Origin of the sequence: Streptomyces sp. NBC_00057 (genome assembly GCF_045041165.1) — a bacterium.
Lineage (GTDB): Bacteria > Actinomycetota > Actinomycetes > Streptomycetales > Streptomycetaceae > Streptomyces.
The window spans coordinates 4,390,240-4,413,657 of record NZ_CP108256.1 but is presented as its reverse complement, the minus strand read 5'-3'; the positions used below and the strand labels follow the sequence as shown (position 1 = coordinate 4,413,657).

Below are 23,418 nucleotides of genomic sequence, written 5' to 3'. Positions count from 1 at the left end.
GGCGCCCGCGATGACTCACCGGGACAACTGGGGTGGCGACTACCTCGACCAGCTCAGCCGCTACGACGGCCTGTCCGCACTCCGCCTCAATCCCCTGGGCGCCCACGCCGCCGGCCTCACGGGCGACTACGCCCCTGCCCAAGACCCCGGCTCGGCCGTCCCGACGGGCAGCGTCACCGTCCTGGCGAACTTCGACATCGTCGCCCTCGACGGGCTGTCCTCCGCCGACACACTTCTCCTGGACGCCTTCTCCGACCGGAAAACCGAACGGGTCTGGACGCTCACCACCGCTTCTCTTCTGCACGCCCTCGACCGCGGGCACGCCCTCGACGAGCTCCGTGGCTACCTGGACCAGGCCGCCTCGCACCCCGTGCCCCAGACCGTCACCACCCTGCTCGATGACACTGTCCGTCGCACCGGCCGACTCCGTGATGCAGGTCAGACCCATCTCATCGAATGCGCGGACGAGACACTGGCAGCCCTCATCGTCAGCGACCGCCGCCTGCGCGTGCTGTGTACCCGAATCGGCGAGCGCCACCTTGCGGTCTCCCCCGACCGTCTGCCAGCGTTCCGCAAGGCCGCCCTGGCCCTGGGCTACCCGCTGGCCTGATGGCACGAGGAGAGCCGCTTCGGGGCCCCTCTGACCGAGGCCGGGCCGCACGTCGTTGCGTGACCACTGATTGTCGGCAGAGGGCGCGTTCGCCGTATGGGCGAAATGTCTTGAATGTCGGAAATAACTGAGATCAAGGCTGAGACCATCAACGTCGAAGGCCCCCGCTGCGAGCAGCGGGGGCCTTCGACGTATTGCCCGGTGAGAGCAATGGCGGAGGATACGAGATTCGAACTCGTGAGGGGTTGCCCCCAACACGCTTTCCAAGCGTGCGCCCTAGGCCACTAGGCGAATCCTCCGCGGCAAACAATACAAGACGTTGAGGAGTGCTCGCGAACCCGTTCCCCTCCGGCTCGCCTCGGGCTCGTCCGGGGAGGTTCCGGAAGGTGGGGCAGTGGACTGGCAGGGGTGGGGATCGGCTAAGGTGGGGTCCAGCCCCTCACGTGGCGCTATCTGACTGAACTCCCCCAGGGCCGGAAGGCAGCAAGGGTAGGTTGGCTCTGGCGGGTGCGTGGGGGGCCCTTGTGTTTTCAGGGGGTGTGCGGCGCTTCGCCGGTCCGGGGCCGGTTGTCAGTCCGCCCGGATAACCTCGTATGTGTGTCGTCCCTTGCGCTGTACCGCCGCTATCGCCCCGAGTCGTTCGCCGAGGTCATCGGGCAGGAGCATGTCACTGACCCGCTGCAGCAGGCCCTGCGGAACAACCGGGTCAATCACGCGTACCTGTTCAGCGGTCCGCGCGGCTGCGGCAAGACGACCAGCGCGCGCATCCTCGCCCGCTGTCTGAACTGCGAGCAGGGGCCGACGCCCACGCCTTGCGGAGAGTGCCAGTCCTGCCGGGACCTCGCGCGCAACGGGCCGGGATCTATCGATGTCATCGAGATCGACGCCGCATCGCACGGTGGCGTGGACGACGCCCGTGATCTGCGGGAGAAGGCGTTCTTCGGGCCCGCGTCGAGTCGTTACAAGATCTACATCATCGACGAGGCGCACATGGTCACATCGGCGGGGTTCAACGCCCTGCTGAAGGTGGTCGAGGAGCCGCCGGAGCACCTCAAGTTCATCTTCGCGACCACCGAGCCCGAGAAGGTCATCGGCACGATCCGGTCGCGTACGCACCACTACCCGTTCCGCCTCGTGCCGCCGGGGACGCTGCGCGAATATCTCGCCGAGGTCTGTGGCAAGGAGAACAGCTACGTCGAGGACGGCGTGCTGCCGCTGGTCGTGCGGGCCGGGGCCGGGTCCGTGCGTGACTCGATGTCGGTGATGGACCAGCTGCTGGCCGGCGCGGGTGACGACGGTGTGACATACGCCATGGCGACCTCGCTGCTCGGTTATACGGACGGCTCGCTGCTCGACTCGATCGTGGACGCCTTCGCGGCGGGCGACGGGGCCGCGGCCTTCGAGGTCGTGGACCGGGTGATCGAGGGCGGTAACGACCCGCGCCGCTTTGTCGCCGACCTCTTGGAGCGACTGCGTGACCTGGTGATCCTCGCCGCCGTGCCGGACGCCGGGGAGAAGGGTCTGATCGATGCACCCGCCGATGTCGTCGAGCGGATGCAGGCCCAGGCGTCCGTCTTCGGTGCCGCCGAGCTGAGCCGCGCCGCCGATCTGGTCAACGAGGGGCTGACGGAGATGCGCGGGGCGACCTCGCCGCGCCTCCAGGTCGAGCTGATCTGCGCCCGGGTGCTGCTGCCCGCGGCCTTCGACGACGAGCGTTCGCTGCAGGCCCGACTCGACCGGCTGGAGCGCGGTGCGTCCTTCGCGACCGCCGGTACGGGGCCCGCCATGGGGTACGTACCCGGGCCGGAGGCTCTGGCCCATGCCCATGCCCCCGTCCCCGGTGCCCCGGCCGTGCAGCCCGGTGCCGGACCCGCCGCCGCGCGTGCGGCGGTACGGGGGGAGGCACCCGCCCCCGCGGCGCCGCCCGCACCCGCCGCAGCGCCCCCGGCACCCGCGCAGCCCACGGCTCCCGTCGCTCCGGCCGCTCCGGCCGCTCCGCAGCCGTCGGTCGAGGCCCCGGCTCCCGCGGGCGGTCAGCGTCCCGGTGCCTGGCCCACCGCTGCCGCCCCGGAATCGGGCCGCCGTCCCGGTGGCTGGCCGACCGCTTCCGCCCCCGGCCAGTCGCCTGTCCCGCAGGCAGCCCCGGCCGCCGCCCCGGCCCAGGCCGCGCCCGCCGCACCGGTGCCCGCCGCCGAACCGGGCCCGGGAATGACACAGGGCGCCGGCCAGGTACGGAACATGTGGCCGGACATCCTGGAGGCCGTGAAGAACCGCCGCCGGTTCACCTGGATCCTGCTCAGCCAGAATGCCCAGGTCACCGGCTTCGACGGCACCACCCTGCAGATCGGCTTCCTGAACGCGGGCGCGCGCGACAACTTCACGAGCAGCGGCAGCGAGGACGTGCTGAAGCAGGCTCTCGCCGAGCGGTTCAACGCACAGTGGAAGATCGAGGCGATCGTCGACCCGTCGGGCGGTGCGGGCGCACCCCCGCAGACCGGTGGCGGCCGCCCCTCCGCCGTCGCGCCCGCGCCGCAGCGTCCGGCCCCCGCGCCCCAGCAGAGTTACGAACCCCGGCCCGCACCCGCCCCGCATCAGCAGCCGAGCGCCGCACCCGCCGCGGAGCCCGTACCGCAGTCGTACTCCTCGCCCGAACCCCCGCGATCGGTCGCTCCCGAGGACGACACCCCGGAGGCGGACGACCCGGACCTCGTCGACTCGGCGCTCTCCGGGCACGACCTGATCGTCCGCGAGCTGGGCGCCACGGTCGTCGAGGAGTTCACCAACGAGTAGCGCGGCCGGGCGGGGTCGCGGTACACCTCACGGGCTGTCCACGGAGCGGCGTCCGTCAAGGCCGTCGCGCCCCGGCGGCTAGGCTGCACCCCGTGAAGGTCCTCGTCATCGGCGGCGGCGCCCGCGAACACGCCCTGTGCCGCTCTCTCTCCCTCGACCCCGACGTCACCGCTCTGTACTGCGCTCCCGGCAACGCCGGCATCGCGGAGGTGGCCGAACTGCACCCGGTCGACGCACTCGACGGCGATGCCGTCGCGCGCCTCGCCACTGATCTGGGCGCCGAGCTGGTGGTCGTCGGCCCGGAGGCACCGCTCGTCGCCGGCGTCGCCGACGCCGTGCGCGCCGCGGGCATCCCCTGCTTCGGCCCGTCCGGTGAGGCGGCCCAGCTGGAGGGCTCCAAGGCGTTCGCCAAGGACGTGATGGCCGGGGCAGGCGTCCCGACCGCCCGCAGCTACGTCTGCACCACCCCCGCCGAGATCGACGCCGCCCTCGATGCATTCGGTGCCCCGTACGTCGTCAAGGACGACGGTCTCGCCGCCGGCAAGGGCGTCGTCGTCACCGACGACGTCGAGGTGGCCCGCGCCCACGCTCTGGCCTGCGACCGCGTGGTCATCGAGGAGTTTCTCGACGGCCCCGAGGTCAGCCTCTTCGCGATCACGGACGGCATCACAGTGCTGCCGCTCCAGCCCGCGCAGGACTTCAAGCGTGCCCTGGACAACGACGAGGGCCCGAACACCGGCGGCATGGGCGCGTACTCCCCGCTCCCGTGGGCCGACCCCAAGCTGGTCGACGAGGTCATGCAGTCGGTGCTCCAGCCGACGGTCGACGAACTCCGCCGCCGCGGCACCCCGTTCTCCGGGCTGCTGTACGCGGGCCTCGCGATCACCTCGCGCGGAGTCAGGGTGATCGAGTTCAACGCCCGTTTCGGCGACCCCGAGACCCAGGTGGTCCTGGCCCGTCTGAAGACTCCGCTGGCCGGTGTCCTGCTGGGCTCCGCCAACGGCACCCTGGACGAGCTGCCCCCGCTCAAGTGGCGCGACGAGGCCGCCGTCACCGTGGTCATCGCCTCGCACAACTACCCGGGTACGCCGCGCACGGGTGACCCGATCCACGGCCTCGACGACGTGGCGGCGCAGGATGCCCCGCATGCGTACGTCCTGCATGCCGGGACCAGGCGCGACGGCGACGAGATCGTCAGCGCGGGCGGGCGGGTGTTGTCCGTGACCGCGACCGGCAAGGACCTCGCCGGCGCCCGTGAGCGCGCCTACACGGCGGCGGCCCGGATCCGGCTCGACGGATCGCAGTTCCGTACGGACATCGCCCAGAAGGCCGCGGAGGCCTGAGACCGGAACGGTACGGAACGGACTGCCGGAACGGAACGGACTGGACGGGAGTCCCCCGGATCGTACGGGCGCGCCCCGGACCGGGGCGCGGAGCCGGGTACGTCACCCGATCTGCCCGCCCCCGGCTGCGGCTCAAGTCCGCCCCCCGAACCCCCGTCGACACCCACTGACGCGCCGCTGCCCCAAGGACTGCGGCGTGTCAGCACCTTTGCCCAAAGCCATTCCATCGAGTGACGGCTGAGCTATCCGGATGACGCCCGCCGAGGCCCCAACTAGGGTGCGGCGCAAGCATTCCGGCACTTGGCCCACTGGCATTGCGATGTCAGTGACGGGTGCCACAGTGGGGGAGTGAACAACACCGCCGCGGGGGCAGAGGGGGTGACGTCCGGCCGTGTCCGGTACCGGTACAAGTGAGGAGCTGGGTGCGCAGAGTGCGCGCGCCCGCGCTCTCGCTCTGCTGCGCATCCGCAGCAGAGCGGCCGCCGCAGCCACCCTGCCGGCAGCGGTGGCCGTCGTGCTGCTCGTCGCGGGCGCACAGGGCCATGCCGTCGGCAGCGGCTGGGACACGGCGCGCTGGGCCGTGACGGCCTGCGCGGCCGTCGTGCTCCTGCTCGCCGCAGCGGTCGCGGTCGCGATCGTACGGGCGAGGCCGGCGGTCAGCCCGACCGTCCCGCTCCCGGAGGACGCCGCCCCCGATCTCTACCGCCTGGTCAGGGACCTCGCCGACCGGCTCGGGGTTCCCGCGCCCTCGGCGATAGCACTCACGCCCGACTGCGACAGCTGGCTGGAGGACCGCACACACCCCTCGGCGCAGCCCGCAGCAGGCCCCGGAGCGGATCAGGGAACGAGTTCCGCGGTCCGGACCCGCCGTCGGGTCCAGGCGGCGCCCGTGCTGGTCATCGGTTCGCCGTTCCTGTGGTGGATGCGGGTCGCGGAGCTACGGGCGGTGCTCGCCCCGGTCGTCGCGGGCACGGGCCCCTCCGCGCATCCCGACATAGCCGCGGCGCGTCGTTTCGTACGAGGGCTGGACGGAGCGATCGCCGACGCGGCCGCGCCCGTTTCCGGGCCGCTGTCCAGGGTGCGCAGAGTGCCGCGGGCCTTCGTCGGCTGGGTCGCCCTGTTTCTGCTGCGCAGCTGTCGCACCCACGCCACGGAGATGGAGCGGGGCGTCGCCGCCGCCGCGTCGGTTTGTGCACAGGGTGTGGATTACGGGCTGCGGATCGTCGCCCAGGAGCAGGTCGGCCTCGCCTACGCGGGCTGGGACCGGCTGCTCACCCGCGTCGCGCTGCCCGCCTGGCAGATGGGCCGCTGGCCGTCCCGACTGGACGCGGGTGTCGTGTCCGCCCTCACCGAGCTCTCCCGTCGCGACCGGCTTGCCGACGGGTTCACCTCACGGCTCGGCGAGCGCCCTGCCTGTGACCTCCTGGAGGAGCCGGGCGCGGCCGACGAGGCGGCATCGCTGCTGGCGGCACGGCTCTTCCACGGCGGCCCGGCGGAGACCGGTCCCGACTGGTCGCCGGTCGACTGGCAGCAGTATCCGGAAGAGGTGGTCGACCGGAAGTGGCGCACCGAGGCCGCACGCCTGCACCGTGTCCTCGACTCGATGGGTACGGCACCCGCGTCGCCTGACGACGGCTCCTCGGACGATCCCGGCTGTCCGCTATTTCCCATCGACGCCACAGTGCCCACGCTGGCCCGTGTCGTCGAGCATCTGGCAGGCCGGTGCGGGAGCGGCGAGGAGCTCGCGGCCGGGATCAGCGCCGCGGTGGCCCGTGAGGAGGTGGCGGCCCAACAGCCCCTGGCCGGCGGCACATCGGGCCCGGCGGGCGCCCGGAGCGCCGCTCGCTCGGGCGTGGACGTCCTGGATTTCTGGGGCCCCGACCCCCTTCCGCTCTTCCCGCTCCAGCCACCCCGTACGGGTACGGAACTGCTCGCCGACCATGTTGCGGCGATGGTCTGCTGCGCCGCCGTCGACACGGCGGGTGCGGCGCCCGGACTCGACTGGCTCGACGGTCCCGCGCTGTTGGTCGGTGGCGAGCGCCGGGCGGATCTGGGCAGTCCCGTCCTCAGCCTGGTCGAGGACGGTGACGCGGGGCCACTGTGTTCCTGGCTCGCCTCGGTCGGCGTACGCACCGACAAGCCCGTCCGTCTCGTCTGAACCACGGACCTCGACGGCTTCGACCACAGAGCTGAACCGCAGCGTCCCCACCCTGCTCAGAGACAACACCGCCAGGGGCACCGCACCCTCAATACCAGGAAGGAAGCGTTCCGTTCACGTCAATTAGCGACGAACGGTGACGGAGTGCATGCGTTATGTGATGTGCTGGGGATCGACGCTGACAGTCGTCGCATCACTGTTGGCGCACCGATGACGCACGGCCGGTGACGATCGCCGTTGATCAACGGTGACGATCAACTTTGTCTCACTGTGTCTCGGGGGGACTAGAGGGAGGGAAGCGGTATGGGGGCGGAGCAGATTCGTCGATGGGAGTCGGGTGCCCTTGCGCACGCCGTCTCCGACCCCTTCGGGCAGGGCCCGCTGCCCTGGCTGCGCGGCAGTGAGAACTACTTCGACGACACAGGGCATGTCGTCCCCTGGTACGTGGACCCCACCCTGGCCCGCAGCTCCACCGACGGCGGCACCCGTACGGCCGACGATGTGCACCGCCAGATCAAGGGCTACACCTCCACGGGCGCCGCGGCCCCCGGAGAGGCGATCGACTTCCACATCACCGTGGACCCGCCCCAGCAGTTCTCCGTGGACATCTACCGCATCGGTCACTACGGGGGCGACGGCGCCGCCAAGATCACCACGAGCCCCCGGCTCTCCGGCATCGTCCAGCCGGCCCCGCTCACCGCCGACCGCACGGTCTCCTGCCACCACTGGTGGCAGTCCTGGCGGCTGCAGATCCCCACCTACTGGTCGATCGGCGCATACGTCGCCGTGCTCACCACGGTCGACGGATACCGCTCCCACATCCCGTTCACGGTCCGCGACGACCACCCGGCCGATCTCCTGCTGGTCCTGCCGGACATCACCTGGCAGGCGTACAACCTCTACCCGGAGGACGGCCGCACCGGCGCCAGCCTCTACCACGCCTGGGACGAGCAGGGCCGCCTCCTGGGCGAGGAGGACGCCGCGGTCACCGTCTCCTTCGACCGCCCGTACGCGGGCGCCGGTCTGCCGCTCCATGTCGGTCATGCCTACGACTTCATCCGCTGGGCCGAACAGTACGGCTACGACATCGCGTACGCCGACACACGAGATCTGCACGCGGGCCGGATCGACCCGGGCCGCTACCGGGGCCTGGTCTTCCCCGGCCACGACGAGTACTGGTCGGTGCCCATGCGCCGTACCGCCGAACTCGCCCGTGACGACGGCACCTCGCTCGTCTTCCTCTCCGCCAACACCATGTACTGGCAGGTCAGCCTCTCCCCGTCGCCGTCCGGCGTCCCGGACCGGCTGCTCACCTGCCGCAAGCGTCGTGGCCCGGGCAAGCCCGCGCTCTGGCGCGAGATCGACCGTCCCGAGCAGCAGCTTCTCGGCATCCAGTACGCGGGCCGGGTCCCCGATCCGCATCCCCTGGTCGTACGGAACGCCGAGCACTGGCTGTGGGACGCGACGGGCGCCTGCGAGGGCGACGAGATCGGTGGCCTGGTCGCGGGCGAGGCCGACCGCTACTTCCCGCGCACCGCACTCCCCGAGCACGAGAGCCGCATCCTGCTCGCCCACTCCCCGTACCAGGACAGCGAAGGAGTCAAGCGTCACCAGGAGACCTCCCTGTACCGGGCCCCGTCCGGCGCACTCGTCTTCGCCTCCGGCACCTTCGCCTGGTCTCCGGCGCTGGACCGCCCCGGCCATGTGGACCCCCGCATCCAGCGGGCCACCGCCAATCTCCTCGACCGCATCTGCAAACGCGCCTGAAACGCCTCCGGGGCCACGGCACTCGGCGCCACGGACGCCCCGCTCCGCCCCACCGCACCCCGATACGGGAGAATCGATACGACTCCTGGATCAACCTACGCGGAGGCAGCGTGTCCGGATTTGTAGAAAAGCCCGAGCCAGTGCAGGTCCCGGGGCTCACCCACCTCCACACCGGCAAGGTGCGCGACCTGTACCGGAACGAGGCGGGCGACCTCGTCATGGTCGCCAGCGACCGTATGTCCGCGTACGACTGGGTCCTGCCCACCGAGATCCCCGACAAGGGCCGGGTGCTCACCCGGCTCTCTCTGTGGTGGTTCGACCAGCTCGCCGATCTCGTACCGAACCACGTCCTGTCCACGGAGCTCCCCGCCGGAGCCCCCGCGGACTGGGCCGGCCGGACGCTGATCTGCAAGTCGCTGCGGATGGTCCCGGTCGAGTGCGTCGCCCGCGGCTACCTCACCGGCTCGGGCCTCGTCGAGTACAAGGAGTCCCGCACGGTCTGCGGCCTCGCGCTGCCCGAGGGCCTCGTCGACGGCTCCGAACTCCCGGCGCCGATCTTCACCCCCGCCACCAAGGCGGCCGTCGGCGACCACGACGAGAACGTGAGTTACGAGGAGGTGGCCCGCCAGGTCGGCGCGGAGACCGCCGCCCAGCTGCGCCGCACCACACTGGACGTGTACGGCAGGGCCCGTGACATCGCGCGAGTACGTGGGATCATCCTCGCCGACACGAAGTTCGAGTTCGGTTTCGCTCCTACGGCCGACGGCGGCGAGGAGCTGATCATCGCGGACGAGGTGCTGACCCCGGACTCCTCCCGCTTCTGGCCCGCGGCCACCTGGGAGCCGGGCAGGGCCCAGCCCAGTTACGACAAGCAGTTCGTGCGCGACTGGCTGACCTCGCCGGCCTCCGGCTGGGACCGCAAGAGCGAGCAGCCGCCCCCGGCGCTGCCCCAGGAGATCGTGGACGCGACCCGGGCGAAGTACCTGGAGGCGTACGAACTCCTCACCGGCACGCCCTGGCAGTAAGCAGCTCCCGGAACACGAAGAAGCCCCCGGCCGAAAGACCGGGGGCTTCTTGCTGAACCGAGCGGACGACCAGGTTCGAACTGGCGACCTCAACCTTGGCAAGGTTGCGCTCTACCAACTGAGCTACGTCCGCAAGCGCCGAAGCGCGATGACCACTATACCCATCCGCGCTCGCGTGCGAGACGCACTGCCGCATGTCGGTTCTCCGCCCCGAGCTTCGAGGCGGCCGCCGAGAGGTAGTTCCGCACGGTTCCCTGCGACAGTGACGCCCGCTCCGCGATCTCCGCGACCGGCGCCCCGTCGGCCGCCAACTCCAGCACTTCGGCCTCGCGCACGGTCAGCGGCGAGTCCCCGGCGGAGATCGCATCGGCCGCCAACTCCGGGTCCACGTAACGGTTTCCGGTATGCACGGTACGGATGATCCCCGCCAGCTGCCGGGCACTGACGGTCTTCGGCACGAAGGCCCGCACGCCCGCCGCGAGTGCCCGTTTCAGATGTCCCGGCCGGCCGTGACTCGTCACGATCATCGTCCGGCAGCCGGGCAGTTCGGCCCGCAGGGATGTGGCGACGTTCACACCGTCGGCGCCTGGCATCTGTAGATCGAGGATCGCCACATCGGGGCGATGGGCCCGCGCCATGGCCAGCGCCTCCGGGCCGGTCGCCGCCTCCGCGACCACCACGAGGTCGTCCTCCAGGGCGAGCAGCGCGGCCAGTGCGCCCCGGATCAGATGCTCGTCGTCGGCGAGCAGTACCCGTACAGCCGTCATCGTCGCTCCTCCTGAAGAGCCGGGGTGAGGTCCGGGGCTGTGCGCGGCAGCGGGATCGTGGCCGTCAGCCGGAACAGCCCGTTCCCCGCCGGACCTGCGTCCAGCGAACCGTCGAGTGCGTGAAGCCGCTCCCGCAGCCCGGCCAGCCCGGAGCCGCCCGGCCCGGCGGCGGCCTGCGGCGCCCCGTCGTTCTCCATGTCCAGCACCGCCGCGTCCGCCGAAGCGTGCAGCCGGATCGTGCAGTGCCGCGGATCGCCGTGCCGCAGCACATTGGTCGCCGCCTCCCGCACCACCCAGCCGAGCGCCGACTGCACGGGCGCGGGCAGCGGACCGCCCTCATGGCCCTCCACCGCGCACTCGATTCCGGCTGCCTGCAACACGCTCTGAGCGCCCATGAGTTCGGTACTCAGATCGGCCTCCCGGTATCCACGTACGACATCGCGCACCTCCTGCTGGGAGGCGCGGGCGATGCGCATCACCTCGACCATCTGGTCCACGGCCGTCGGCTTGCCGCGCTGGGCGAGCTCCACCGCCAGCTCGCTCTTCAGCGCGATCACGGCCAGATTCCGGCCCAGGACGTCGTGCATGTCCCGGCCGAACCGCAGCCGTTCCTCGGCGACCGCCAGTCGCGTCTCCACGTCCTGCGCCTCGCGGATCTTCCACATCACGCCCAGCGACCAGGCGGACATCCGCGTGGTGACGGACATCATCCCGCTGCCGAACGCCGTCGCGAGGAGCGCGGAGGCCATCAGCGCACGGCCGCCGCCGAGCAGCCCCACCACGGCGCACACCCCGGCCGAGACGGCGGCCTGCTGCACCATCGACACCCACTTCGGCACGATGAGCACGAAAGCGCAGGAGAACGGCACCACACAGGCGCTGAGCACATATCCCGGCTCCGGGAACTCGCGCATGCCCGTGCACCGGGCGAGAGCCAGCATCGCCGCCACGTTCGCCACCAGCGACACGGCTCCGACAGCGACCAGCCGCCGGTCCGCGGTCCCCCGGCCCAGATACCTCTCCAGCCCCCTGGCGGTGAGCACCGTCCCGCAGACCCCCTGCGCGATGGCGAGCAGGATCGCCAGGGCGATCAGCGCAGCGGGCGCCGCACCGCGTACGGGCCGGGTCACCGCCATCAGGATCTGGATCACCACCGCGAGCCACGCCAGCCCGTACAGCGTGCCGCGCGTATACAGGTCGACCTTGTCGAACCCGCTGCGGCCGCGCCAGCCCCGCGTTCGCCACCGCACCCGCACGGCACACCCCTTCTCAGCGTCGAGGTTCCCAGCGAAACCACCGCTGCACAGCAAACACGGCGAGCACCGTCCAGGCCAGCGCGGTCAGCCCCGCCCCGAGCAGGTCATACCCGTCCGCCCCGCCGAGCCAGCCCGCCCGTACGAGCGTCATCACCCCGGTCACCGGCAGCAGTTCGCACACGGACGCCACCCGGTCGGGCAGGATCTCCAGCGGTACGAAGAGCCCTGAGCCCATCATCGAGACGAGGAACAGCGGCAGCGTGGTGATCTGCGCCGTCTGTACGGTCCGGGTCACCGCGGAGGTGGCGGCGGCCAGCGCCGCCAGCAGCACCACACCCAACAGCAGTCCCGCGACGAGCAGTTCGGGCCGCTCGGGCGCACCGAGACCGAAGAGCACCGCACCGGCCAGGACCACCAGCACCGTCTGCGCCAGCGCCAGCGCGACCGACGGCAGCGCGGTCCCGGCGAGGATCTCCCGGTCGGTGATCTCGCCGGTACGCAGCCGTTTCAGGACCAGTTCCTCGCGCCGCGCCACATAGGCGGCGACCAGGTTCATGTACACGACCTGCATCAGCACCATGCCGATGCCGCCGCTGAGCGCCGCCCCGGCCACGGTCAGCCCGGTCCCGCCCAGATCGACCTGTTCCAGCGTCGACTTCATGGCCGCGACCATGGCCAGGGGTACCAGCAGCGCGACGAAGACCGCCGTTCTGTTCCGGGCGAGCAGGGTCAGCTCGGCCCGCCCGAGAGCGTTCAGCCGCCCGGACATCGTTGTGCTCGTCATGCGACAGCCACCCTCTCCGACTCCGACGCGCTCTGCGCGATTTCGAGAAACGCCTCTTCGAGCGAGGCCGACCGGGCATCGAGCCCGAGCAACGTCACGTCCGACTCCTGGGCCCAGAGCAGCAGTTCACCCAGCGACTCCTGCAGCCGATGGGTACGGATCTCGACCCTTCGTCCCTCGGCGGCCGCCCGCAGCGACAGCGGAAGCCGCGCCGCCGGGACTCCTTCGGGCAGCTCGAACCGGATGCGGGCGGGCCGGGCCGCCGTCACCTCGGCAGTGGTGCCCGCCGTCACGATCCGCCCCCGATGCATGATCGCCAGCCGGTCGGCGAGCGCCTCGGCCTCCTCCAGGTAGTGCGTGGTGAGCAGGACGGTGATGCCGCCGTCCCGCAGCCCCCGTACCAATTCCCAGGTGTCGCGCCGCCCCTCGGCGTCGAGTCCGGTGGTCGGCTCGTCCAGGAAGAGCACCTCGGGCCGGCCGAGCAGGGCCAGTGCGAGGTCGAGGCGACGTCGCTCGCCGCCGGAGAGCTGCTTGACCCGTACGCGCGCCCGGTGGGTGAGCCCGACCAGGTCCAGCGCCTCACCGGTCGGCCGGGCGCCACTGGTGCACCCCGCCCACATCCGTACGGTCTCGGTGACCGTCAGTTCGGACGGGAAGCCGCCCTCCTGGAGCATTACCCCGATCCGCGGCCGTACCGCGGCGCGCTCGCGGTGCGGGTCGTGGCCGAGCACCCGCACCGTGCCGGCGTCGGGCCGAGCCAGGCCTTCCAGCAGTTCGACGGTGGAGGTCTTTCCCGCGCCGTTCGTACCGAGCAGGGCGAAGAGTTCGCCGCGCGCCACAGAGAAGGAGACACCGGTCACGGCCTCGAAGCCGCCGGCGTAGCGCCGCCGCACACCACTTGCCTCGATCACGGGATCGATCACGGAGCCGGTTGCCGAAACGACCACGGCGTCCGTCGCGAAACCGGTCGCGGGTTCGTCTGTGATGTCCGCCACGGCGCCGCCCGCACGGTCGCTGGGAATGTCGTCGCTGGTCATGCCTACAGATTTCCGCCGGATCGTCGCCGCGGGCAGTGCGAGCTGTCACCACCGCTCATGACAAACGTCATGAGCATGAGGCAAGGAGTGCGGACGGGAATACGGCGAAGGCCCTGGTCGATATCGACCAGGGCCTTCGAATAAACCGATCAAGAGCGGACGACGAGATTCGAACTCGCGACCCTCACCTTGGCAAGGTGATGCTCTACCAACTGAGCCACGTCCGCATTGCTGCCGCTCATTGTACTCCCCTTGAGGAGATCCATCGGGCGGTGCGAGCACTACTCTACCCGATTCACCTGAGTGGTCGGTAAGAGTGATGCAGAGCGGGTGACAGGAATTGCACACTGCGCCTTCCCCCTGGAAGGGGGATGTTCTGCTACTGAACTACACCCGCACGCTGCGTGAGGTTCGGCTTTGCGGCCTTGCCCCTCGGCGTGCTCCAGACTTTAGCCGACCTGCAGGGGTGTAGCGCAAGTCGGTGGCCACGGGGTGTCGCCGAGAGGTGCGCCGAAGCGTGGGCGAGCGTTCACCGGCCGGCCCAGTGACCGGTCCGGGCGATCCGGCCGCGGGCCGGGTTCTCAACTGGCTTCGCGGAACGCCTCGTAGACCTTCTTGGGGATCCGGCCGCGGGCCGGAACCTCCATCCGGTGGGAGCGGGCCCAGGCGCGGACGGCCGCCGGGTCGGGTGCGAGTGAGGTGTGCCGGTACGACACAGGAGTCTTGCCGCGCTTACCGGCATTTGTCTGCTTTCGACCGGCCGCCATGTACGGTGCCAGGACCTTGCGCAGTTTCTTTGCATTGGACGGATTGAGGTCGATCTCGTACGACTTCCCGTCCAGGGCGAAGGTGACCGTTTCCGCCGCTGCTCCCCCGTCGATGTCGTCGAAGAGCGTGACCACTACTCGCTGAGCCACGGATATCGGTCCTTTCCTACGGCGTCGGCGCGTCTGACATGCGCTGATGCCGGCCTTCCGGCTGTTAGGCGGATGTGAGTCGACCGGTGTCGACTGTTTAGGGGCAATGCTGCATTCCCCGGTAATCATTTGTACAGCGGTGGGTGCCGCATTGTGAAGCCCGACCAATTACCTCCGCGTGTCAGCCTTCTATGTGTGCTGTGTGTGCTGTCGGTGAGGATTTTTTTTGCAGGACTTTCCCTATGTGTTGTCGCGGTCGATATCTGGGTGTGATCAAGGGCGCTCGATATCTACCCGCGTAGAATTTCTGGCCAGGTAGGCTGAGGGGACCTGCGGGGGTCTGGGGAGCCCCCCGGAGAAACAGCCGCACCACACCACCACCGGGAGTGCCAGTGGCACGCGTCGTAGTCGACGTCATGCTCAAGCCCGAGATCCTCGACCCGCAGGGACAGGCGGTGCAGCGCGCACTGCCCCGTCTCGGCTTCGAGGGAATCGCGGACGTACGTCAGGGGAAGCGTTTCGAGCTCGAGGTCGAGGGGCCGGTCGACGACGCCGCCCTCAGCCGTATTCACGAGATGGCCGAGACTTTCCTCGCCAACACCGTCATCGAGGACTTCACCGTGAAGGTGGAGAAGGCCGAGGAGTCGAAGTGACTGCTCGTATCGGAGTCGTCACCTTTCCCGGCACGCTCGACGACAAGGACAGCCTGAGGGCCGTACGGGTCGCGGGCGCCGAACCCGTATCGCTGTGGCACCGCGACAGGGACCTGCATCAGGTCGACGCGGTCATCCTGGCGGGCGGCTTCTCCTACGGCGACTATCTGCGGGCCGGAGCCATCTCCCGCTTCTCGCCGGTCATGGAGACGATCATTGAGAACGCGAGGGCCGGGATGCCGGTCCTCGGTATCTGCAACGGCTTCCAGATCCTGACCGAGGCGCATCTGCTGCCCGGTGCGATGCTGCGGAACAACCACCTGCACTTCATCTGCCGCGACCAGAAGCTGCGCGTCGAGAACGCGGAGACCGCCTGGACCTCGGACTACTCCGCGGGCCAGGAGATCTCCGTACCGCTCAAGAACATGGACGGGCGTTACGTCGCCGACGAGCGCGTCCTCGACGAGCTGGAGGCGGAGGGCCGCGTCGCCTTCCGCTACCTGGACGTGAACCCCAACGGTTCGCTGCGCGACATCGCCGGCATCACCAACGCCGCAGGCAATGTCGTCGGTCTGATGCCGCACCCGGAGCACGCCGTCGAGCCGCTGATCGGAACCGGTCGTACCGACGGCCTCGGTTTCTTCACCTCGATCATCAAGAAGCTGGTCAACGCATGAGCCTGGATACGGTCAAGCACGCGGCCGAGACCCCGGACGTCGCGCAGCCCTGGAAGGACCTCGGCCTCAAGGAGGACGAGTACGCCCGGATCCGCGAGATCCTGGGCCGCCGTCCCACCGGCGCCGAGCTCGCCATGTACTCCGTGATGTGGTCCGAGCACTGCTCGTACAAGAGCAGCAAGGTCCACCTCAAGCAGTTCGGCGAGAAGGTCCCCGTCAACGACGCGATGCTCGTCGGCATCGGCGAGAACGCCGGTGTGGTCGACGTCGGTCAGGGTTACGCGGTCACCTTCAAGGTCGAGTCGCACAACCACCCCTCGTACATCGAGCCCTACCAGGGCGCGGCGACCGGCGTCGGCGGCATCGTCCGCGACATCCTCGCCATGGGTGCCCGCCCCGTCGCGGTCGTCGACCCGCTGCGGTTCGGCGCGGCCGACCACCCCGACACCAAGCGCGTACTGCCGGGCGTCGTCGCCGGCATCGGCGGCTACGGCAACTGCCTGGGTCTGCCGAACATCGGTGGCGAGGTCGTCTTCGACGCCTGCTACCAGGGCAACCCGCTGGTCAACGCCGGCTGTATCGGCGTGATGAAGCACGAGGACATCCACCTGGCCAAGGCCTCCGGCCCCGGCAACAAGGTGATCCTGTACGGCGCCCGCACGGGCGGCGACGGCATCGGCGGCGTCTCGGTGCTGGCTTCGGAGACCTTCGAGTCGACCGGCCCGGCCAAGCGTCCGGCCGTCCAGGTCGGCGACCCGTTCCAGGAGAAGCTCCTCATCGAGTGCACCCTGGAGATCTTCGGCGAGAAGCTCGTCGCCGGTATCCAGGACCTCGGCGGTGCGGGCCTTTCCTGTGCCACCTCGGAGCTGGCCTCCGCAGGCTCCGGCGGCATGCGCGTCGAGCTGGACACCGTGCCGCTGCGCGACTCCTCCCTCTCGCCCGAGGAAATCCTCATGAGCGAGTCGCAGGAGCGCATGTGCGCGATCGTCGAGCCGCAGCACGTCGAGCGCTTCCTGGAGATCTGCGAGAAGTGGGACGTCATCGCCACCGTCATCGGTGAGGTGACCGAGGGCTCGCAGCTGGAGATCTTCTGGCACGGCGAGCAGATCGTGGACGTGCCGCCGCGGTCCGTCGCCCACGAGGGTCCGACGTACCACCGCCCGTTCGCCCGTCCGTCCTGGCAGGACGCGCTGCAGGCCGACGACGCGGGCAAGTTGGCCCGTCCGGCGGACGGCGCCGAGCTGCGCGAGCAGGTCCTCAAGCTGGTCGCTTCGCCGAACCAGGCGTCGAAGTCCTGGATCACGGACCAGTACGACCGGTTCGTGCAGGGCAACACCGTGCTCGCGATGCCCGAGGACGCCGGCATGGTCCGGATCGACGAGAAGTCGAACCTGGGCGTGGCCATGGCGACCGACGGCAACGGCCGGTACGCCAAGCTCGACCCGTACACCGGTGCGCAGCTGGCGCTGGCGGAGTCGTACCGCAATGTCGCCGCCTCCGGTGCCAAGCCGCTCGCGATCTCGGACTGCCTGAACTTCGGTTCGCCCGAGGACCCGGACGTCATGTGGCAGTTCGCCGAGGCCACCCGTGGTCTCGCGGACGGCTGCCTGGAGCTGGGCACCCCGGTCACCGGCGGCAACGTGTCGCTGTACAACCAGACCGGTGAGACGGCGATCCACCCGACCCCGGTCGTGGCCGTGCTCGGTGTGATCGACGATGTCACCCGGCGTACACCGGTCGCCTTCGCGGAAGAGGGCCAGCTTCTCTACCTGCTGGGCGACACGCGTGAGGAGTTCGGCGGCTCGGCCTGGTCCGAGGTCATCCACGGCCACCTGGGCGGCATGCCGCCCAAGGTCGACCTGGGCCGCGAGAAGCTGCTCGGCGAGATCCTGATCTCGGCCTCCCGCGACGGCATGATCGACGCGGCGCACGACCTCTCCGACGGCGGTCTGATCCAGGCTGTCACCGAGTCCTGCCTCCGTGGCGGGAAGGGTGCCCGGCTGGTCGTGCCGGAGGGTCTGGACGCGTTCACCTTCCTCTTCTCCGAGTCGGCGGGGCGCGCGGTCGTCTCCGTTCCGCGCAGCGAGGAGCTCCGCTTCAACGACATGTGCGGGGCGCGGGGTCTGCCCGTCACCCGTATCGGTGTCGTGGACGGCGAGGAGATCGAGATCCAGGGCGAGTTCGGCATTCCGCTGAGCGAGCTGCGCACGGCACACGAGGAGACCATTCCGGGTCTGCTCGCCTGACGCCTGATCCTGTTCGAGGACGGCCCCGCCCGGTTCATGGGCGGGGCCGTCCTCGTTCCGTCAGGTTCGGCGGATCCGGAGCCCTGGGAATTCCGTCGAGCCGCATGCGCATTTCCTGCTGGTGGACTATCGGGGTGCGGATGCGGACAGCCCGCGGAATTCCGTTCGGCCGGTGGGGCGGCGGTGTTCCGGTGAGTCGACAGGCATTCCCCTTCGGCGGTACGGGCAGGGCGCAGACCGGGGCCGCCACCGGCGCGGGCGGCTGTTGCTGGTCCTCCCGGTCCTCCCGATCCGCCCGATCCGCCCGATCCGCCCGGTCCGGCTCGCGGCGTGCGGGCAGCCGGGTCGCCGGGACGGTTGCCAGAAGCATCACGCCGGTCGCGGACCAGAAGACCACGTTCGTCGAGGTGACGAAGGCGTCCATCGCCTGCTGGTGGGCGCGGCCGGTCAGCCGGCCGATGGTGCTTGTCGTGCCGCCCGGCCCGTGGGCCGCGTACACCCGGCTGAGTACGGTGCCGAAGGCGGCCGCGCCCAGTGCACTGCCGAGGGTCCGGAAGAACCGGACCCCGGTGGTGGCCACGCCCAATTGGCGGGCCGGGGCATGAAGCCGGTGATCCGTTGCCGGCCGGTCACGGCTGTGGACATGACGGGACTCCCCTCCGGAGCAGCGCGGTGCTGCTGGCGTCGCACCACCATGCCGTGAAAATGTGCCGGGTCAATATTTGATCCGAGCGTAATCTTCATCCTTGTACAGTGCTGCCATGACTGAGGGGATGAGCCTGCGCGAGCGCAAGAAGCTCCAGACGCGACACCGTCTGCTGACCGCGGCCACCGCACTCTTCGCCGAGCGCGGCTTCGACAAGGTCTCGGTCGCCGAGATCGCCGAGGCGGCCGAGGTGTCGAAGATGACCGTCTTCAACTACTTCGCCGGCAAGGAGGACTTGGTCCTCGCTCCCATGGAGGAGCACATCGGTGATGTCGCGCGGGTGGTACGGGACCGGGGCCCCGGCGAGTCTGCGGCGGCCGCCGTGCGGCGTCAGTTCCTGGCCGCCATCGAGGCCCGTGACCCCTCTGCCGGGCTGAGCGACGCGCCGGTGGTGCTCGGGCTGCGCCGGCTGATCCAGGAGACCCCGGCGCTGCTCATCCGGGCCCACGCGTTCTCCATGCGCTCCTTCGACCTGCTCGCCGAAGTCCTGGTCGAGGAGGGGGAGGAGCCGTCCACCGCCCGGATCGCGGCCGCCCAGCTGATCGCCACCCGCAACGCCCTCATCTCCGCGAATCAGACGCGGCTGCTGGCGGGGGAGTCGGCGGACGCGGTGGCGCCGGATGCCGTCGCGCTCGCCGAGCACGGTTTCGATCTGCTCGACAAGGGACTGGGCGACTTCGCGACCAGGTCCTGAGGCAGCCGGTCCGGCAGGGCTCAGGGCCTGTCCGGCCCTGAGCCGCCGGACACCCCTTAGGCTCCTGGACCATGCCGCCGTCCCAGAAACGAGCCCGCCGCTACGATCCGGTCAGGACCCGCACCGCGGTTCTGGCGCAGTTCGCCCATGTCCATGAAGCCGTCCGCGCCCTGACGCCCGAACAGCTCGCGCTGCCGACCCGGCTCGGGGACTGGACCGTGCGCGAACTGGCCGTCCATCTGACCATGGCGCTCTCGCACGTCACGCGGAATCCGGAGCTGCCCGAACCCGCCTCGCCCGAGCCCGATCTGACGCTCCTCGAATGGCCGTTCTCGACCGCGGACCGGGCCGGGCGCATCGCCGACGACACCAAGGAGCTCGCCGCGGACCGTCCGGACCTGGACGCGTTGTACGGGGAGGTCGCCGGGCGGTTCGAGGAGCTGGTGTCCGACGCCCCGGAGGACCGGCTGCTGCCGACCCGGGTCGGCGCGATGCGGCTGGCCGACTTCCTGGTCACCCGTACCGTCGAACTCGTCGTGCACACCGACGATCTGAACGAGGCGGCCGGCCTCGGTATCCCGTACGACCGGCAGGCGCTCGCCGCCTGCACCCGGCTGCTCGCCGACGCCCTCGCGGAGAAGGCGCCGGGCGGCTCGGTCGAGGTGCGCGTCCCGCCGTTCGCCGTCGTCCAGTGCGTCCAGGGCCCCAGGCACACGCGCGGTACGCCGCCCAATGTCGTCGAGACCGATCCGCTCACCTGGATCCGGCTCGCCACCGGGCGTACGGAGTGGGCCCAGGAGCTCGACGTGGCGAAGGTCAGCGCCAGCGGTGAGCGGGCCGATCTCGCCGCGCTGCTGCCCCTGATGGGGTGAGGGGGAACCGGACGACTGCCCGGACCGTCCCAGGGCCATGCGGATACGAGGTACGGCCGTCGGAGTCCTGGCCCTCCTCGCCCTGGCCGCCTGCGGTGCGGAGACGGGCGCCGGGGCCGGTTCGGGGGCCGGTTCCGGCGGTGGCGCAGTGCGGACCGATCTGCCCGTCACCGGTGTCCGCTGGGGCGTCGAATCGGTGACGGTCGACGGGAAGCGGACCGCCGCCCCCTCCGGCGCCCATGTCGAGATCGACTCCAAGGGCCGGGCCACCGGGAACTACGGCTGCAACCACTTCACCGCCGATGTCCGCATCGACGGCGAGACGATCACGGTCGGGCCGGGCGCGAGCACCTCAATGGCCTGCGAGAAGGACGTCCAGCGGTTCGAGGCGGCCATGTCCGGCGCGTTCAGCGGCGAACTCACCGCGGCCGTGGCGAAGAAGACCCTCACCCTGACCGCGGAGAACGGCGACTCCATCACCCTCACGGGGCAACAGCCGGCCCCGCTCACCGGCACCACCTGGACGGTCACCACCCTGGTCTCCGGCACGGTCGCCTCGTCGCTGCCCGCGGGTGCGCAGGAGAAGGCGCAACTGAGCTTCGGCAAGGACGGCTCCGTACAGGGCACTCTCGGCTGCAATCGGTTCCGCGGCACCGCGGCGGTCTCCGGTTCCACCATCACGTTCGGCCGGATCGCCGGCACCAAGATGATGTGCCCGGCCCCCCGGATGAAGCTGGAGCGCGAACTGCTCGCGATCCTGGACGGCCGGACGACGTACCGGACCGATCACCGCACCCTGTCCCTCACCGCGGAGAACGGCAAGGGACTCGGCGCATCGGCCACCGGGACAAGGGGCTGACTCAGGAACCCGTCGGGTACGGCAGCAGGTCGGCGTTCGTCCGTCCCCAGGACGCCCGCAGCTCGGCCGGCAGCTCCGGCTCCGATGCGGCCCGTCCAGCGGATGGGCCGGGTCCGGACGGGCGCCGATTCCGACGGCGGCGGTGGTGGCCGTGGCACCGACGACGGTCCCGAAGGCACGCCGGGTCGGTGAATTACTGGCGCTGATGTTTGAATCACGAGACGACGTGACGGGCTCCGGGGCAGGGCCCGGCCGCGCGCGGCGGCGCAGGCGGGCAGGGCTGTCAACGGTGGTCTCGTACTGCGGACTCCCCGGCTCGGCGCCCGTAACTCACCGCGGGCTTCCCGGTGCCGCCTCGGCCGAGGCCCCCGAGAAGCCGCATACCGGGCTCCCGGGTGTGAGGCTCGCCACGAAACGGGCGTTCGGCCGGACTCCGCGCCAGAGCATCAGTCGGCTCACCGAGCGCCACCTTCCGGACCGGCCGGCCCCCGTGCCCCGAGTGGCCGGAACTAGCCGGTAACCGGCCGCTGGTCCGGGCGACGGCCGCTCTGTGGCCGGTCCGCACCCCGTCCGGCAACTCACCGAGACCCCGAAACGATCACTCCGAGTGACTGCCGGAACCGGCCCGCGAACCGCCCCTGGGCGCGCTTCCCCGGTGCTCGGGCCCGGTATCCCGAATTCGGACCAGTGGTCGATCTCGCCTACACTCGGTGGCGTGCCCCGTGGTGATGGACGACTCAACCACGACCTGCTCCCCGGAGAGAAAGGCCCCCAGGACGCTTGTGGCGTCTTCGGTGTCTGGGCTCCGGGTGAAGAGGTCGCCAAGCTCACCTATTTCGGACTGTATGCCCTGCAGCACCGTGGACAGGAGTCCGCGGGCATCGCAGTGAGCAATGGGTCCCAGATCCTGGTCTTCAAGGACATGGGACTGGTCTCGCAGGTCTTCGACGAAACGTCTCTGGGATCCCTCCAGGGCCATATCGCGGTCGGTCATGCCCGCTACTCCACCACCGGTGCCTCGGTGTGGGAGAACGCGCAGCCGACGTTCCGTGCGACCGCGCACGGCTCGATCGCCCTGGGTCACAACGGCAACCTGGTCAATACGGCCCAGCTCGCCGAGATGGTCGCCGCCCTTCCCCGCAAGGAGGGCCGCGCCACCCAGGTCGCCGCGACGAACGACACCGATCTGGTGACCGCGCTGCTCGCCGGCCAGACCGACGAGGACGGCAAGCCGCTCACCATCGAGGAGGCCGCCGCAAAGGTGCTCCCCGATGTGAAGGGCGCCTTCTCCCTCGTCTTCATGGACGAGCACACCCTTTACGCCGCCCGCGACCCGCAGGGCATCCGCCCGCTGGTTCTCGGCCGTCTCGAGCGCGGCTGGGTGGTGGCCTCCGAGTCCGCCGCCCTCGACATCTGCGGCGCCAGCTTCGTCCGCGAGATCGAGCCGGGCGAGCTCGTCGCCATCGACGAGAACGGCCTGCGCACCTCGCGGTTCGCGGAAGCGAAGCCCAAGGGCTGCATCTTCGAGTACGTCTATCTGGCCCGCCCCGACACCGACATCGCCGGGCGGAATGTGTACCTCTCCCGCGTGGAGATGGGCCGCAAGCTGGCCGCCGAGGCCCCGGTCGAGGCTGATCTGGTCATAGCGACCCCGGAGTCCGGCACCCCCGCCGCCATCGGTTACGCGGAGGCCAGCGGCATCCCGTTCGGCGCCGGACTGGTGAAGAACGCCTATGTCGGCCGGACCTTCATCCAGCCGTCCCAGACCATTCGCCAGCTGGGTATCCGCCTCAAGCTGAACCCGCTCAAGGAAGTCATCAAGGGCAAGCGCCTCGTGGTCGTCGACGACTCGATCGTCCGCGGCAACACCCAGCGCGCACTGGTCCGGATGCTCCGCGAGGCCGGCGCCGCCGAGATCCACATCCGGATCTCGTCCCCGCCGGTGAAGTGGCCCTGCTTCTTCGGCATCGACTTCGCGACCCGCGCCGAGCTGATCGCCAACGGCATGACGGTCGACGAGATCTGCACGTCGATGGGTGCCGACTCGCTCTCGTACATCTCGCTCGACGCGATGGTCGAGGCGACGACGATCGCCAAGCCGAACCTGTGCCGCGCCTGCTTCGACGGTGAGTACCCGATGGAGCTGCCGGACCCGGAGCTGCTCGGCAAGCAGCTGCTGGAGACCGAGCTGGCGGCAGGCCCTGCGGCAACTGCCGCGTCCGACGCACTGCGTCGTCCGTGACGGCCCAGCCGTACA

Annotated in this window: 19 protein-coding genes, 4 tRNA genes and 1 other RNA gene; 14 read left to right on the top strand and 10 right to left on the bottom strand. The window is 70.3% G+C overall.

Annotation, left to right across the window (positions count from 1 at the left end; all coding sequences use genetic code 11):
* Positions 1-10 precede the first annotated feature (10 nt).
* Positions 11-610, top strand: coding sequence for a helicase-associated domain-containing protein (locus OG953_RS20695; protein WP_405686011.1), 600 nt, complete (start codon positions 11-13; stop codon positions 608-610).
* A 211-nt stretch (positions 611-821) separates the two neighbouring features.
* Here the strand turns inward: OG953_RS20695 and OG953_RS20690 are convergent.
* Positions 822-909, bottom strand: a tRNA-Ser gene (locus OG953_RS20690).
* A gap of 131 nt (positions 910-1,040) precedes the next feature.
* On the opposite strand from OG953_RS20690, the gene ffs reads away from it, so the two are divergent.
* The 6 genes from ffs (at position 1,041) to OG953_RS20660 (ending at position 9,693) form a co-directional block, all read left to right on the top strand.
* Positions 1,041-1,137, top strand: an RNA gene (ffs, locus tag OG953_RS20685) — signal recognition particle sRNA small type.
* A 70-nt stretch (positions 1,138-1,207) separates the two neighbouring features.
* Positions 1,208-3,400, top strand: coding sequence for a DNA polymerase III subunit gamma and tau (locus OG953_RS20680; RefSeq protein WP_405686009.1), 2,193 nt, complete (start codon positions 1,208-1,210; stop codon positions 3,398-3,400).
* 92 nt (positions 3,401-3,492) lie between these two features.
* Entirely contained in the window at positions 3,493-4,743 is a 1,251-nt protein-coding gene (gene purD, locus OG953_RS20675) for a phosphoribosylamine--glycine ligase (protein WP_405686007.1), read from the top strand.
* A gap of 391 nt (positions 4,744-5,134) precedes the next feature.
* Positions 5,135-6,901: a hypothetical protein gene (locus tag OG953_RS20670; protein WP_405686005.1), complete on the top strand. Its 1,767-nt coding sequence runs from the start codon at positions 5,135-5,137 to the stop codon at positions 6,899-6,901.
* A 303-nt stretch (positions 6,902-7,204) separates the two neighbouring features.
* A complete protein-coding gene (locus tag OG953_RS20665; protein WP_405686004.1) occupies positions 7,205-8,668 on the top strand; it encodes a N,N-dimethylformamidase beta subunit family domain-containing protein in 1,464 nt (487 codons plus the stop codon).
* Positions 8,669-8,778: 110 nt separating this feature from the next.
* A complete protein-coding gene (locus OG953_RS20660; protein WP_405686003.1) occupies positions 8,779-9,693 on the top strand; it encodes a phosphoribosylaminoimidazolesuccinocarboxamide synthase in 915 nt (304 codons plus the stop codon).
* 60 nt (positions 9,694-9,753) lie between these two features.
* On the opposite strand, the gene OG953_RS20655 is transcribed toward OG953_RS20660, so the two are convergent.
* The 8 genes from OG953_RS20655 to OG953_RS20620 all read right to left on the bottom strand — a co-directional run bounded on the left by OG953_RS20655 (position 9,754) and on the right by OG953_RS20620 (position 14,454).
* Positions 9,754-9,826, bottom strand: a tRNA-Gly gene (locus tag OG953_RS20655).
* Positions 9,827-9,848: 22 nt separating this feature from the next.
* Positions 9,849-10,460, bottom strand: coding sequence for a response regulator (locus OG953_RS20650; protein ID WP_405686001.1), 612 nt, complete (start codon positions 10,458-10,460; stop codon positions 9,849-9,851).
* A complete protein-coding gene (locus OG953_RS20645; protein ID WP_405685999.1) occupies positions 10,457-11,710 on the bottom strand; it encodes a sensor histidine kinase in 1,254 nt (417 codons plus the stop codon). Before OG953_RS20645 ends, OG953_RS20650 begins: the two co-directional genes overlap by 4 nt.
* 19 nt (positions 11,711-11,729) lie before the next feature.
* Complete coding sequence (locus tag OG953_RS20640) at positions 11,730-12,500, bottom strand: ABC transporter permease (RefSeq protein ID WP_405685998.1); 771 nt, start codon at positions 12,498-12,500, stop codon at positions 11,730-11,732.
* Positions 12,497-13,537 (bottom strand): ABC transporter ATP-binding protein, encoded by a 1,041-nt coding sequence (locus tag OG953_RS20635; RefSeq protein ID WP_405685996.1) that lies wholly within the window; start codon positions 13,535-13,537, stop codon positions 12,497-12,499. Before OG953_RS20635 ends, OG953_RS20640 begins: the two co-directional genes overlap by 4 nt.
* Before the next feature lie 154 nt (positions 13,538-13,691).
* Positions 13,692-13,764 (bottom strand) — tRNA-Gly (locus OG953_RS20630).
* A gap of 98 nt (positions 13,765-13,862) precedes the next feature.
* A tRNA-Gly gene (locus OG953_RS20625) sits at positions 13,863-13,934 on the bottom strand.
* Positions 13,935-14,118: 184 nt separating this feature from the next.
* Positions 14,119-14,454: an Lsr2 family protein gene (locus OG953_RS20620; RefSeq protein ID WP_383850435.1), complete on the bottom strand. Its 336-nt coding sequence runs from the start codon at positions 14,452-14,454 to the stop codon at positions 14,119-14,121.
* A gap of 392 nt (positions 14,455-14,846) precedes the next feature.
* Between OG953_RS20620 and purS the strand changes: the two genes are divergently transcribed.
* Genes purS through purL form a run of 3 tightly spaced genes read left to right on the top strand, consistent with a single transcriptional unit; the run spans position 14,847 to position 18,030 of the window.
* Complete coding sequence (gene purS / locus OG953_RS20615) at positions 14,847-15,107, top strand: phosphoribosylformylglycinamidine synthase subunit PurS (protein WP_176729353.1); 261 nt, start codon at positions 14,847-14,849, stop codon at positions 15,105-15,107.
* Positions 15,104-15,784: a phosphoribosylformylglycinamidine synthase subunit PurQ gene (gene purQ, locus OG953_RS20610; RefSeq protein WP_405685994.1), complete on the top strand. Its 681-nt coding sequence runs from the start codon at positions 15,104-15,106 to the stop codon at positions 15,782-15,784. Before purS ends, purQ begins: the two co-directional genes overlap by 4 nt.
* Positions 15,781-18,030, top strand: coding sequence for a phosphoribosylformylglycinamidine synthase subunit PurL (purL, locus tag OG953_RS20605; RefSeq protein WP_405685992.1), 2,250 nt, complete (start codon positions 15,781-15,783; stop codon positions 18,028-18,030). Before purQ ends, purL begins: the two co-directional genes overlap by 4 nt.
* A 34-nt stretch (positions 18,031-18,064) precedes the next feature.
* On the opposite strand, the gene OG953_RS20600 is transcribed toward purL, so the two are convergent.
* Complete coding sequence (locus OG953_RS20600; protein WP_405685991.1) at positions 18,065-18,610, bottom strand: hypothetical protein; 546 nt, start codon at positions 18,608-18,610, stop codon at positions 18,065-18,067.
* 181 nt (positions 18,611-18,791) lie between these two features.
* On the opposite strand from OG953_RS20600, the gene OG953_RS20595 reads away from it, so the two are divergent.
* From OG953_RS20595 to purF, 4 genes are all read left to right on the top strand, one after another.
* Positions 18,792-19,430 (top strand): TetR/AcrR family transcriptional regulator, encoded by a 639-nt coding sequence (locus OG953_RS20595; RefSeq protein ID WP_405685990.1) that lies wholly within the window; start codon positions 18,792-18,794, stop codon positions 19,428-19,430.
* Positions 19,431-19,501: 71 nt separating this feature from the next.
* Positions 19,502-20,302, top strand: a complete 801-nt coding sequence (locus OG953_RS20590) for a sterol carrier family protein (protein WP_405685989.1) — start codon at positions 19,502-19,504, stop codon at positions 20,300-20,302.
* 37 nt (positions 20,303-20,339) lie between these two features.
* A complete protein-coding gene (locus tag OG953_RS20585; protein WP_405685987.1) occupies positions 20,340-21,161 on the top strand; it encodes an META domain-containing protein in 822 nt (273 codons plus the stop codon).
* 715 nt (positions 21,162-21,876) lie between these two features.
* Positions 21,877-23,403 carry an amidophosphoribosyltransferase gene (purF, locus tag OG953_RS20580; protein WP_405685986.1) on the top strand — a complete coding sequence of 509 codons (1,527 nt, stop codon included), beginning with the start codon at positions 21,877-21,879 and terminating at the stop codon, positions 23,401-23,403.
* Positions 23,404-23,418 lie beyond the last annotated feature (15 nt).

Excerpts from the sequence above, each read along its gene's own strand:
- OG953_RS20635 (WP_405685996.1), bottom strand. The coding sequence starts at position 13,537 with ATGACCAGCGACGACATTCCCAGCGACCGTGCGGGCGGCGCCGTGGCG.
- OG953_RS20650 (WP_405686001.1), bottom strand. The coding sequence starts at position 10,460 with ATGACGGCTGTACGGGTACTGCTCGCCGACGACGAGCATCTGATCCGG.
- purL (WP_405685992.1), top strand. The coding sequence starts at position 15,781 with ATGAGCCTGGATACGGTCAAGCACGCGGCCGAGACCCCGGACGTCGCG.
- OG953_RS20590 (WP_405685989.1), top strand. The coding sequence starts at position 19,502 with ATGCCGCCGTCCCAGAAACGAGCCCGCCGCTACGATCCGGTCAGGACC.
- OG953_RS20640 (WP_405685998.1), bottom strand. The coding sequence starts at position 12,500 with ATGACGAGCACAACGATGTCCGGGCGGCTGAACGCTCTCGGGCGGGCC.
- OG953_RS20665 (WP_405686004.1), top strand. The coding sequence starts at position 7,205 with ATGGGGGCGGAGCAGATTCGTCGATGGGAGTCGGGTGCCCTTGCGCAC.
- OG953_RS20595 (WP_405685990.1), top strand. The coding sequence starts at position 18,792 with ATGACTGAGGGGATGAGCCTGCGCGAGCGCAAGAAGCTCCAGACGCGA.
- OG953_RS20695 (WP_405686011.1), top strand. The coding sequence starts at position 11 with ATGACTCACCGGGACAACTGGGGTGGCGACTACCTCGACCAGCTCAGC.
- OG953_RS20585 (WP_405685987.1), top strand. The coding sequence starts at position 20,340 with ATGCGGATACGAGGTACGGCCGTCGGAGTCCTGGCCCTCCTCGCCCTG.